At 70.1% G+C, this 11558-nt stretch carries 11 protein-coding genes; 10 read left to right on the forward strand and 1 reads right to left on the reverse strand.

The genetic code is table 11. The features are described 5' to 3' along the window. Positions 1-89 precede the first annotated feature (89 nt). From AC27VN_RS19160 to AC27VN_RS19200, 9 genes are all read left to right on the forward strand, one after another. Positions 90-1637, forward strand: coding sequence for a benzoate-CoA ligase family protein (locus AC27VN_RS19160; protein WP_296788529.1), 1548 nt, complete (start codon positions 90-92; stop codon positions 1635-1637). Further along, on the forward strand, positions 1634-2440 hold the full coding sequence (locus tag AC27VN_RS19165; protein ID WP_490877531.1) for an alpha/beta fold hydrolase: 807 nt from the start codon (positions 1634-1636) through the stop codon (positions 2438-2440). The genes AC27VN_RS19160 and AC27VN_RS19165 overlap by 4 nt, the downstream gene beginning before the upstream one ends. Continuing rightward, positions 2437-3612 (forward strand): ABC transporter substrate-binding protein, encoded by a 1176-nt coding sequence (locus AC27VN_RS19170; RefSeq protein ID WP_490877532.1) that lies wholly within the window; start codon positions 2437-2439, stop codon positions 3610-3612. Before AC27VN_RS19165 ends, AC27VN_RS19170 begins: the two co-directional genes overlap by 4 nt. 147 nt (positions 3613-3759) lie before the next feature. Continuing rightward, positions 3760-4632 (forward strand): branched-chain amino acid ABC transporter permease, encoded by an 873-nt coding sequence (locus AC27VN_RS19175; RefSeq protein ID WP_093343724.1) that lies wholly within the window; start codon positions 3760-3762, stop codon positions 4630-4632. A gap of 26 nt (positions 4633-4658) precedes the next feature. Continuing rightward, positions 4659-5651: a branched-chain amino acid ABC transporter permease gene (locus AC27VN_RS19180; protein WP_490877533.1), complete on the forward strand. Its 993-nt coding sequence runs from the start codon at positions 4659-4661 to the stop codon at positions 5649-5651. Positions 5652-5659: 8 nt separating this feature from the next. Beyond that, positions 5660-6412 carry an ABC transporter ATP-binding protein gene (locus AC27VN_RS19185; protein ID WP_057595312.1) on the forward strand — a complete coding sequence of 251 codons (753 nt, stop codon included), beginning with the start codon at positions 5660-5662 and terminating at the stop codon, positions 6410-6412. An 85-nt stretch (positions 6413-6497) separates the two neighbouring features. After that, a complete protein-coding gene (locus tag AC27VN_RS19190; protein WP_057595313.1) occupies positions 6498-7199 on the forward strand; it encodes an ABC transporter ATP-binding protein in 702 nt (233 codons plus the stop codon). A gap of 12 nt (positions 7200-7211) precedes the next feature. Continuing rightward, on the forward strand, positions 7212-8111 hold the full coding sequence (locus tag AC27VN_RS19195; protein ID WP_093343721.1) for a helix-turn-helix domain-containing protein: 900 nt from the start codon (positions 7212-7214) through the stop codon (positions 8109-8111). Positions 8112-8199: 88 nt separating this feature from the next. Further along, positions 8200-10074, forward strand: coding sequence for a tannase/feruloyl esterase family alpha/beta hydrolase (locus AC27VN_RS19200; protein WP_490877534.1), 1875 nt, complete (start codon positions 8200-8202; stop codon positions 10072-10074). 19 nt (positions 10075-10093) lie between these two features. Here the strand turns inward: AC27VN_RS19200 and AC27VN_RS19205 are convergent, their stop codons facing one another. Further along, positions 10094-10552 (reverse strand): hypothetical protein, encoded by a 459-nt coding sequence (locus AC27VN_RS19205; RefSeq protein WP_490877535.1) that lies wholly within the window; start codon positions 10550-10552, stop codon positions 10094-10096. Between the two features lie 162 nt (positions 10553-10714). Here AC27VN_RS19205 and AC27VN_RS19210 point away from each other — a divergent pair. Continuing rightward, positions 10715-11558 (forward strand): sigma-54-dependent Fis family transcriptional regulator (locus AC27VN_RS19210; RefSeq protein WP_490877536.1); only part of this gene is annotated, 844 nt, incomplete at its 3' end.

The raw sequence follows: 11558 nt of genomic DNA on the forward strand, positions 1-11558 counted from the left end.
GGCGTGCTCGCAGCCCTGGGGCTGTAGCCGCCCCTTCATATAGATACCGAGCCGCAGCGCCCCCACAGAGGCCCCCAAGGAGACACACGATGAGCCTGCCACCCCGCTTCAATTTCGCCGAGCACCTGTTCGCGCTCAACCGCGAACGCGCCGCGCGCACCGCCTACGTCGACGACCGCGGCACGCTGAGCTACGGCCAGCTCGAGGAACGCGCGCGCCGCCTGGCCGCGGCGCTCAAGGCCGCGGGCCTGCGCCGCGAGGAACGCGTGCTGCTCTTGATGCTCGACGGCAACGACTGGCCCGTGAGCTTTCTCGGCTGCCTCTATGCCGGCATCGTGCCGGTGGCCGTCAACACGCTGCTCACGCCCGAGGACTACGCCTACATGCTCGACCACAGCCGCGCGCAGGCCGCGCTGGTGTCGGGCGCGCTGCTGCCGGTGCTGCAGGAAGCGATGGCGCGCGGCGGCCACGAGCTGCACACGCTGCTGGTGTCGCAACCGGCGGGCGCACTGCCCGAGGGCGCGCAGGACTTCGAGGCCGCGCTCGCCGCCGCCGAGCCCCTGGCCGCGCCCGCGCTCACGGCCTCCGACGATCCGGGCTTCTGGCTCTACTCCTCGGGTTCCACCGGCAAGCCCAAGGGCACGGTGCACACGCAGGCCAACCTCTGGTGGACCGCCGAGCTCTACGGCAAGCCGGTGCTGGGCCTGACCGAGAACGACGTCTGCTTCTCGGCCGCCAAGATGTACTTCGCCTACGGCCTGGGCAATGCGCTGACCTTCCCGCTGTCGGTGGGCGCCACCGTGGTGCTGATGGCCGAGCGCCCCACGCCCGACGCCACCTTCCGCCGCTGGGTAGAGCACAAGCCCACCGTCTTCTTCGGCGCCCCCACCGGCTTCGCGGGCATGCTCGCCTCGCCGAAGCTGCCGGCACGCGAGGCGGTGGCGCTGCGCATGTGCTCGTCGGCCGGCGAAGCCCTGCCCGGCGAGATCGCGCAGCGCTTCAAGACGCACTTCGGTTGCGACATCATTGACGGCATCGGTTCCACCGAGATGCTGCACATCTTCATCTCGAACCGGCCCGACGACGTGCGCTACGGCACCACGGGCAAGCCGGTTGAGGGCTACGAGGTCGAGCTGCGCGGCGAGGACGGCCGCGCCGTGCCCGACGGCGAGGTCGGCGACCTCTACATCCGCGGCCCGAGCTCGGCGCTGATGTACTGGACCAACCGCGAGAAGTCGCGCGAGACCTTCCAGGGCGGCTGGACCAAGAGCGGCGACAAGTACACGCGCGATGCCGACGGCTACTTCACCTATGCGGGTCGCAGCGACGACATGCTCAAGGTCAGCGGCATCTACGTCTCGCCCTTCGAGGTCGAGGCCACGCTGATGCAGCACCCGGCCGTGCTCGAGGCCGCGGTGATCGGCAAGGAGGACGGCGAGGGCCTCACGAAGACCAAGGCCTTCGTGGTGCTCAAGGACGGCGGCACCACCACCGAGGACGAGCTCAAGGCCTTCGTGAAGGAACGCCTCGCGCCCTACAAGTACCCGCGCTTCCTCGAGTTCGTGGCCGAACTGCCGAAGACGGCGACCGGCAAGATCCAGCGCTTCCGGCTGCGCGAGCGCGAGAAGCAGGCATGAGCTTTCCGGACTTCGCCACCATCGACTGGCGCGGCCGCGCGGTGCGCATCGAGTGCCAGTGGATCGCGCCCGAGCGCGCCGACGCGCCGCTGCTCGTGTTCCTGCACGAGGGCCTCGGCTCGGTCGCGATGTGGAAGGACTTCCCCGCGCGCCTGTGCGAAGCCGCCGGCGTGCGCGGCCTGGTGTTCTCGCGCCCCGGCTACGGCCGCTCCACGCCGCGTGCCGAGGACGAGATCTGGGACGTCGACTTCATGCACCGCCAGGCGCACGAGGTGCTGCCCGCGCTGTTCGCCGCGCTCGCGCTCGACGGCGAACAGCCCTGGCTGTTCGGCCACAGCGATGGCGGCTCGATCTCGCTGCTGTACGCCGCGCGCTTTCCCGATCGCGTCGCGGGCCTGGTCGTGCTGGCGCCGCACATCTTCGTGGAAGACGTGACGGTAGCGAACATCGAGCTCGCGCGCACCGCCTACCTCGGCACCGACCTGCCGCAGAAGCTCGGCCGCTACCACGACAGCGCCGACTCGGCCTTCTGGGGCTGGAACCGCATCTGGCTGCATCCGCCGTTCCGCGACTGGAACATCGAGACCGAGCTCGACGCGATCCGCTGCCCCGTGCTCGCCGTGCAGGGCCTCGGCGACGAGTACGGCAGCCTCGCGCAGATCCGCGGCATCGCCGCGCGCGTGCCCGGCTGCGAGCTGCTCGAGATCCCCGAATGCGGGCATTCCCCGCATCGCGATCAGCCGGATCGTGTCATCGTCGCGGCCACTTCGTTCATCACCAAAAACAGGAGACAAACCTCATGACCATTCGCCACGCCACCCGCCTCGCGCTGACCGCGCTGTCCTTCGCCGCGCTGTGCACGGCCGCCTCGGCCCAGGGCACGGGCAAGCTCAAGGTCGGCCTGATGCTGCCTTACAGCGGCACCTTCACCGCGCTGGGCGTGGCGATCGAGAACGGCTTCAAGCTCTACGTCGACGAGCAGGGCGGCAAGCTCGCGGGCCGCGAGATCGAGTACTTCAAGGTCGACGACGAGTCCGATCCCGCCAAGGCCACCGACAACGTCAACAAGCTCATCAAGCGCGACAACGTCGACGTGATCGTGGGCACCGTGCACTCGGGCGTGGCGATGGCCATGGCCAAGGCCGCCAAGGAGAGCGGCACCGTGCTGATCGTGCCCAATGCCGGCGCCGACGCCGTGACCGGCCCGATGTGCGCGCCCAACATCTTCCGCAGTTCGTTCAGCAACTGGCAGCCGGCCTACGCCATGGGCGAGGTCGCGGCCAAGCAGCAGGGCAAGAAGAAGGTCATGACCATCACCTGGAAGTACGCGGCCGGCGAGGAGTCGGTCAACGGCTTCAAGGAAGGCTTCGAGAAGGCCGGCGGCAAGGTCGACAAGCAGCTCACGCTGCCGTTCCCGAACGTGGAGTTCCAGGCCCTGCTGACCGAGATCGCGGCGGCCAAGCCCGATGCCGTGTATGCCTTCTTCGCGGGCGGCGGCGCGGTCAAGTTCGTCAAGGACTACCAGGCCGCGGGCCTGAACAAGACCATTCCGCTGTACGGCCCGGGCTTCCTGACCGACGGCACGCTCGAGGCGCAGGGCGAATCGGCGCAGGGCATGCTCACCACGCTGCACTACGCCGACGGCCTGAACACGCCGCGCGACACGGCCTTCCGCACCGCCTACGCCAAGACCTTCAAACTGCAGCCCGACGTCTACGCGGTGCAGGGCTACGACGCCGCGCAGATGCTGGGCGTGGGCCTGGCGGCCACCAAGGGCGACATCACGAAGAAGGCCGACTTCGCGGCAGCGGTCGAGAAGGCGAAGATCGACAGCCCGCGCGGCACCTTCACGGTCAGCAAGTCGCACAACCCGGTGCAGGACATCTATCTGCGCAAGGTGGAAGGCAAGGAGAACAAGTTGGTGAGCACGGCGATCAAGGGCCTGGCGGACCCCGCGCGCGGCTGCCGCATGTAACCCGCCCCGGTCCCTCGCTCGCTTCGTGCAGCTCGACGCCCCCTCGAGGGGGCGACACCCGCGGACCGGCCAAGCCGGATCCGCGGTGTCTCCCGAACATCGCGGCGCTTCGCGCCCGCTCCCCCAGCCCAACCCGGATGACCTAACGTGGACTTCGGCACCTTCCTCGTCCAGTGCCTGAACTCGGTTCAGTACGGACTGCTGCTCTTTCTCGTGGCCTCGGGCCTGACGCTGATCTTCGGGATCATGGGCGTGATCAACCTCGCGCACGGCAGCTTCTACATGATCGGCGCCTATATGGCGTTCTCGCTGGCGCCGCTGTTCGGCGACCAGTTCCTGCTGATGCTGGTCGCGGGCGTGGTGCTCGCCGCCATCTTCGGCTACCTGCTCGAGTGGGCCTTCTTCAGCTACCTCTACCAGCGCGACCACCTGCAGCAGGTGCTCATGACCTACGGCCTGATCCTGGTGTTCGAGGAACTGCGCTCGATCCTGGTGGGCAACGACGTGCACGGCGTGAAGGTACCGGCCTGGCTCGACGGCAGCTTCGCGCTGGGCAGCGTGATGAGCTATCCCTGGTATCGCCTGTTCGCCTCGGCCGCCTGCATCGTGCTGGCGCTGGCGCTGTACTGGGTGGTCAACCGCACGCGCCTGGGCATGATGATCCGCGCCGGCGCGAGCAACCGCGACATGGTGCGCGGCCTGGGCATCGACGTGAAGCGGCTCTACCGCATCGTCTTCGCCGCCGGCGTGGCGCTCGCGGCGCTGGCCGGCATGATCGCCGCGCCGATGTCCTCGGTCTATCCGAACATGGGCGCGAGCGTGCTGATCATCTGCTTCGTGCTGGTGGTGATCGGCGGCATCGGCTCGATCACCGGCGCGCTCGTCGCCTCGCTGCTGGTGGGCTTCGTCGACACCTTCGGCAAGGTGTTCTTCGCCGACTTGAGCGGCATCGGCATCTACCTGCTGATGGCGATCGTGCTGATCTGGAAGCCCGAGGGGCTGATGGGACGGCGTCCATGAGTTCGATCCCCAGGACCTCCACGCGCATGATTGCCTCCACGCCCCCTTCTTCACTCGCCCGGAACGCCGGCTCGTTCGGCGGCGCGGCGCTGCCGCTGGCCTGCGCGCTGGCCATCGGCATCGCCGGCCCGCTGCTGGGCAACTACGCCTCGGACTTCATCGTCAAGGTGATGATCCTGTCGATCTTCGCGCTGAGCCTCGAGCTGCTGGTCGGCATGACCGGCCTCGTGAGCCTGGGCCACGCGGCCTTCTACGGCATCGGCGCCTACGTCACGGTGCTGGCCTCGGGCGCCGAGGGCGGCAACTTCGCGCTGCTGCTGCCCGCGGCCATGGGCGCGGCCGGACTCTATGCCCTGTTCGTCGGCGCGCTGAGCCTGCGCACGCGCGGGGTGTACTTCATCATGGTGACGCTGGCCTTCGCCCAGATGGCCTTCTTCGTGTTCCACGACACCAAGGTCGGCGGCGGCAGCGACGGCATCTACCTCTACGTGCGCCCGGCCCTCGGCGCGCTCGACCTCGAGAACCGCACGGTGCTGTTCTACGTGGTGCTGGCGGCGCTGGTGTTCACCTACGCGCTGCTCGCGCTGCTGCGCCGTTCGCGCTTCGGCGCGGCGCTCGCGGGCATCCGCGTCAACGAGCAGCGCATGCGCGCGGCGGGCTTCCCCACCTACGCCTACAAGCTCGCGGCCTTCGTGCTGGCCGGCGCGCTGGCCGGCCTCGCGGGCTTCCTGCTGGCCTCGCGCGACGGCGTGGTCAACCCCGAGCTGATGGCCTGGCACAACTCGGGCGAGGTGCTGCTGATGGTGATCCTCGGCGGCCTGGGCCACCTGCGCGGCGCGGTGATCGGCGCCATCGCCTTCACGCTGCTCAAGGAGATCTTCTCGACCCACGCGCTGCTCGGGCCGCTGGCCGACCACTGGCAGCTCACGCTGGGGCTGACCATCATCGTGTTCGTGGCGCTGCTGCCCAAGGGCCTGATCGGGCTGGTGCAGCGGCTGTCGCCGAGGAGCGGGGCATGAACGCACGCATGAACGATTCGGTGCTGCTGTCCGTCGAGGGCCTGACCCGCCGATTCGGCGGCCTGGTCGCGGTCAACGCGGTCACGCTCGACCTGCACGTGGGCGAGGTGCATGCGGTGATCGGCACCAACGGCGCGGGCAAGTCGACCCTGATCAACATGCTCTCGGGCGAGATCGAGGCCTCGGCCGGCCGCATCCGCCTCGACGGCGAGGACATCACGACGCGCGCGCAGTTCCGCCGCGCGCTCGCGGGCGTGGGCCGCAGCTACCAGCGCACCACCATCTTCCCGGAGTTCAGCGTGCACGAGAACTGCCGCCTCGCGGCGCAGGCGGCCACGCCGCGGCCCTGGGCGATCTGGCAATCGTCGCGCGGCTGCGCCGCGAGCTCGGCCTCGGCCGACGCGGCGCTCGAAGCCGCGGGCCTCGCCGCCGAGGCGCACCGCATCGCCGGCACGCTGAGCCACGGCGCGCAGCGCCAGCTCGAGGTGGCGATGTGCCTGGCCACGCATCCGCGCGTGCTGCTGCTCGACGAGCCGCTGGCCGGCATGGGCGCGGAGGAGACCGACCGCATGCTGAACCTGCTCGCGCAGCTCAAGGCCACGCACGCCATCCTGTTGGTGGAGCACGACATGGACGCGGTGTTCCGCGTGGCCGACCGCATCACGGTGATGGTCAACGGCACGGTGATCGCCACCGGCAGCCCCGACGCGATCCGCGAGAACCCCGAAGTCCGCACCGCCTACCTCGGCGAGGAACACTGATGCCCCCACGCTCTGCACTTCGTGTCATCGCTGCCCCCCGGGGGGGCGCAGGCCTGCCTTGGGGTGGCCCGGCGGGAGGCCTCTGATGCTCAACGTCAAGGACCTCAACACCTACTACGGCAACAGCCACATCCTGCGCGGCGTGCATGCCGAGATCCCGGCCGCGACCTCGGTCGGCCTGCTGGGGCGCAACGGCATGGGCAAGACCACGCTGATCCGCACGATCATGGGCTACGTGCGCCCCGCCTCGGGCGAGGTGCAGGTCGACGGCCGCACGGTCACGGGCCTGCCGCCCGAGAAGATGGCGCGCCTGGGCATCGGCTACGTGCCCGAGGGCCGCGGCATCTTCCCCAACCTCTCGGTGCGCGAGAACCTCGTGATGAGCGAGCGCGCGGGCATCGACGGCCAGCGCGCCTGGACCTTCGAGCGCGTGATGGCCACCTTCCCGCGGCTGGCCGAGCGGCTGTCGCACGGCGGCCAGCAGCTCTCGGGCGGCGAGCAACAGATGCTGTCGATCGGCCGCGCGCTGATGACCAACCCGCGCCTGCTGATCCTCGACGAAGCGACCGAGGGCCTGGCGCCGCTGATCGTGGCCGAGATCTGGCGCGTGATCGAGCAGATCCGCCAGACCGGCATCGCCACCCTGATCGTGGACCGCGACTACCGCAAGGTGCTGGCCCACACCGAGCTCGCGGTGGTGATGGAGAAGGGCCAGATCGTGCGCCAGGGCGCCTCGGGCGCGCTGCTCGCGCAGCCGCAGGCGCTGGAGGCGCTGCTCGGGGTCTGAAGGCCCACCGCCATGACGCGCGAGATCAGCCTGCTCGACACCACGGGCAAGCCGTTGCGCATGGACGGCCGGCTGCTGCTGAACGCGGGCGCCACGCCGTGGCAGGGCTTCGCCTTCGAGGTGCGCGCGATGATCGGGGACGGCGAGAACCCGGCCTGCTACAACCCGCATCCGCTCATCGGGCTGTGCGTGCGCGGCCATCTGAGCGGCGTCATGACGCAGGGCCGGCGTTCGCACCGCATCGAGACGCGCGCGGGCAGCATGAGCATCTTCGAGCGGGGCTACGAGGTCGACCGCGCGAGCTGGACCGGCTGCCTCGAGGAAATGATCGCGATCGAGATCCGCCCCGAGGCGCTGCGCAGCCTCATGCCCGAGAGCGACGGCGAGCTGCACCTGCAGACCCAGCTGTCGACCACCGATGCCACCTTGCAGCTGCTGGCCACCGCCATGCGCGACGAGATCGAGCGCGGCTGCAGCTCGGGCCGGCTGCATGCGCAGGGACTGTCGATGGCGCTCGCGAGCTACCTGCAGGGCCGCTACGGTTGCGCGCGCAGCACGCAGCGTCCGCGGGGCCGGCTCTCGCAGGCCGACCTGCGCCGCGTCTACGACTGGGTGATGGCGCACCTGGCCGAGGACTTCGGCATCGACACGCTCGCGGCCGAGCTGCAGATGAGCGCGGTGCACTTCACGCGGCTGTTCCGCGCCAGCACCGGCGCCACGCCCTACCGCTACGTGATGGAGCAGCGCGTGCGGCAGGCACTCGCGCTGCTCGACGGCCCGCTCGCGCTGGCCGAGATCGCGCATGCGGTGGGCTTCTCGAGCCAGGCGCATTTCACGCAGGTGTTTCGCCAGCTCGTGGGCAGCACGCCCGCGCGCACGCGTGCATCGCGGGTAAGTCCGAGGGCCGGTTGAGGGAATCCTGCAAGCGCTGATCGCATGTCGATAGACCGTGCGAGGCACGCTCGGCACATTCGATGTCTGCCAACACAGGAGACAGAAGATGCGCCACCACAACAGATCCCACACCCGTTCCGTTCCCCCCTCCATCGCCCTGCTGTGCCTCGCCGCGGCCGCCGCGCTCTCGGCCTGCGGCGGCAGCCGCTCGTCGGGCACCGTGCTGCCGATCGTGCCGGCCGCGCCGCCACCCGCCGCTCCGGTCGCGCTGACGTGCGACGACAGCCTCAAGACCGCGTTCAAGCCCGATGCGAACACCACCGTGCGGCTGGTGAAGCAGTTCAGGAAGGGCGACGACCTCAACCTCGACGGCAAGGCCACCGGCACGCTCGCGGCCAGCGACCTGTGCATGGTCAAGCTCAACGTCGGGCCGGGCCACGCCGGTCCCGCGGGCGCGCCCTCGACCTCGCCGGGCATCGGCATCGAGGTCTGGCTGCCCGCCAAGGCCGCGTGGAACCAGCGCGTGCGCGTGCTCGGCGGCGGCGGCTTCGCGGGCGAGCCCTCGATCAGCGCGCTCGACCGCATCGGCAACGCCGGCGGCATCGATTCGCCTTCGCGCGTGGCCGGCGTCGAGGGCTCGGTCAGCGCCATCACCGACACCGGCCATGCCTCGTCGAGCCCCGTGGCCGGCACCGACGGCGCCTTCGCGATGAACCCCGACGGCACCGTCAACACCGCGCTGTGGACCGACTTCGCGAGCCGCGGCATCCACGAGATGGCGGTCAAGGCCAAGGCACTCGCGGCCGGCTTCTACGGCGATGCGCCGAAGTACTCGTACTGGGACGGCTGCTCCACCGGCGGGCGCCAGGGCCACATGCAGGCGCAGGTCAATCCCGACGACTTCGACGGCATCCTCGCGGGCAACAGCGCCATCAACTGGAGCACCTTCATCACGGCCGAGCTCTATCCGCAGGTCGTGATGCAGCGCGACCTCGGCGGCACGCCGCTCACGCCCGAGCAGGCCACGCTGGTGTCTTCGGCCGCGGTCAGCGCCTGCGATAGCCAGCTCACCGGCAAGCACGAGGGCTTCATCAGCGACCCGGCCGCCTGCCGCTACGACCCGGTGCAGGACAAGGCCGTGCTGTGCACCGCGAGCGGCGGCAGCAATGCCACCGCGGCCTGCCTGAGCACCGTGCAGGCGCAGGCCGTCAACAAGATCTGGTACGGCCAGACCCGCGACGGCAGCGTACCCGCGGCCGCGGGCGACATCGGCTACGGCCCCGCGCTGGCGTCGAACCAGCTCTGGTACGGCCCCACGCGCGGCACCGCGCTCTCGGGCCTGGCCGGCTCGGCCGGCGGCGTGCCCGCGCCCTTCCCCATCGCCGTGCACCAGGTCGCGCTGAACCTGCAGGACCCGACGATCGCCACGCCCGATTTCATCAACGCCACCGGCAACGGCGCCGACCGTTGGAAGGGCCTGGGCTACGCGCAGCTCGCCAACGCCAGCGACCGCGGCAAGGCGCTGCAGGGTGCGTTCGCGAACATCAACGCCGACAACCCCGACCTCGCGCGCTTCCGCGACCGCGGCGCCAAGATGCTGACCTACCACGGCCTGGCCGACCAGGTGATCCCGAACTCGGGCACCGCCCACTACTACGAGCGCGCGGCCGGCGCGATGGGCGGCATCGATGCGTTGCAGAAGTTCTACCGCTACCTCGAGATCCCCGCGATGGGCCATTGCATGGGCGTGGGCTCGGTCGACGGCCTGCCCGGCACCAGCCCCGCGGCCAACCCGCCACTGCCCGCGCCGAACCAGCTGTTCACCGCGCTCACCGACTGGGTCGAGAAGGGCATCCCGCCCGAGAACCTCGTGCTGCGCAACGGCGACAAGTCGCTCGCGCGGCCGCTGTGCACCTATCCGAAGAAGATCGCGTACCTGGGCGGCGATACCTCGAAGGCGGAGAGCTTCGCCTGCCGCTGAGCGGCGCGCTCAAGCCTTGTCAGGCCACGCGCTGCTTGACGATCGTGGGCTCGATGGCCGGCGCCGGCCACAGCGCGAGGTGGTAGCGGTCCTCGCCCTCGAGCCCGTCCTCGGACAGCGTCGCGAGCCCCGCGTAGCAGGCGCGCACGCGGTAGGTGCCCGGCGCGATCGCCATGCGCGCCGCATCGGGAAAGTAGTCGGTGCAACCCGCGATCGCGAGGCGCCCGCTCGCCGTCGCGAGCGTGCACTCGACGATGTGCTCCCAGGCATCGGCAGCGAGCGGCGGCTCGGCCTCGAGGATCTCGAGCGTGACCGGCACGTTCATGTTGCGTACCGTGCCGATGCCGACCACGCCGGGCGCGGTCGCGAGCATGCGTTCCACGGCCTCGTCGCTCCATGCATCGGAAAGATCGCCTTCGGCGGATTCGTCCTGGATGTAGAACTGAAAGTAGTCGGCGAAGAGCTGGAAGGTGTGCATGCATCGGTCTCCGGTGGAGACGAAGCGTAGCGCGTCCCGGTGAAAGTCCGGTGGCGCACCGGGTTTCACCTCTGTGCTGCGACAGCGCGACAGCCGAATGATGTCCGGCTGCGCGGCCGCGCCCCGATCTTCCGGCGGCCGCCCGCCATCGCGAGGTCGAGCATGCCTTCCCTGCAATCGCGCCACATCGACAACGTCTATTCGATCGCCACCGGCACCGCGCTGGCCGATCCGGCGACCAGCCTGGTCCACAAGTCGTGGGCGCGCTGCGTGCGCGACCATGGCCTCGATCCCTCGCGGCCCACGCCCGCGCGCATCCTGCCGGCGCACGAGGTGCGCGCGCACCAGCAGCAGCTCGAGCACTTCCTGTGCACCGCGCGCGCGGGCATGGAGGACATCTACCGCCGCGTGGCCGACCTCGGCTACATGGTGCTGCTGACCGATGCCGAGGGCATCACGGTCGACTACATCGGCAACCCGGCCTGGGACGACCAGTTGCGCAAGGCCGGCCTCTACCTCGGCGCCGACTGGAACGAGGCGCATGCGGGCACCTGCGGCGTGGGCACCTGCCTGGTCGAGCAGGCACCGATGACCTGCCACCAGACCGAGCACTTCGACGCCACCCACATCGCGCTGACCTGCACCACCGCGCCGCTGTTCGACCATGGCGGGCGGCTCACGGCGGTGCTCGACGTGTCGGCGCTGCATTCGCCCGAGGCCAAGGAGAGCCAGCACCTGGTGCGGCACCTGGTCGCGATCTACGCGCGCATGATCGAGGACGCCGATTTCCTGCGCCATTTCCGCGGCCACTGGGTGCTGCGGCTGGGCAGCGCCTTCGGCCTGGTCGACGTGGCCGGCGAACTGATGCTCGCGCTCGACGAGGCGGGCACGGTGGTCGGCGCGAACAGCAGCGCGCGGCGGCTGTTCGCGGCCCATCCGGTCGGCATCGGCGTGGCCGAGCTGCTGCGCATGCCGCTCGATGCGATCTGGCGCCTGGGCGCCAGCG

The organism is Variovorax sp. 20P10.2.4, from assembly GCF_058244205.1.

Coding starts and splice junctions, on each gene's coding strand:
- AC27VN_RS19160 (WP_296788529.1), top strand. CDS start 90: ATGAGCCTGCCACCCCGCTTCAATTTCGCCGAGCACCTGTTCGCGCTC.
- AC27VN_RS19165 (WP_490877531.1), top strand. CDS start 1,634: ATGAGCTTTCCGGACTTCGCCACCATCGACTGGCGCGGCCGCGCGGTG.
- AC27VN_RS19170 (WP_490877532.1), top strand. CDS start 2,437: ATGACCATTCGCCACGCCACCCGCCTCGCGCTGACCGCGCTGTCCTTC.
- AC27VN_RS19180 (WP_490877533.1), top strand. CDS start 4,659: ATGATTGCCTCCACGCCCCCTTCTTCACTCGCCCGGAACGCCGGCTCG.
- AC27VN_RS19185 (WP_057595312.1), top strand. CDS start 5,660: ATGAACGATTCGGTGCTGCTGTCCGTCGAGGGCCTGACCCGCCGATTC.
- AC27VN_RS19190 (WP_057595313.1), top strand. CDS start 6,498: ATGCTCAACGTCAAGGACCTCAACACCTACTACGGCAACAGCCACATC.
- AC27VN_RS19195 (WP_093343721.1), top strand. CDS start 7,212: ATGACGCGCGAGATCAGCCTGCTCGACACCACGGGCAAGCCGTTGCGC.
- AC27VN_RS19200 (WP_490877534.1), top strand. CDS start 8,200: ATGCGCCACCACAACAGATCCCACACCCGTTCCGTTCCCCCCTCCATC.
- AC27VN_RS19205 (WP_490877535.1), bottom strand. CDS start 10,552: ATGCACACCTTCCAGCTCTTCGCCGACTACTTTCAGTTCTACATCCAG.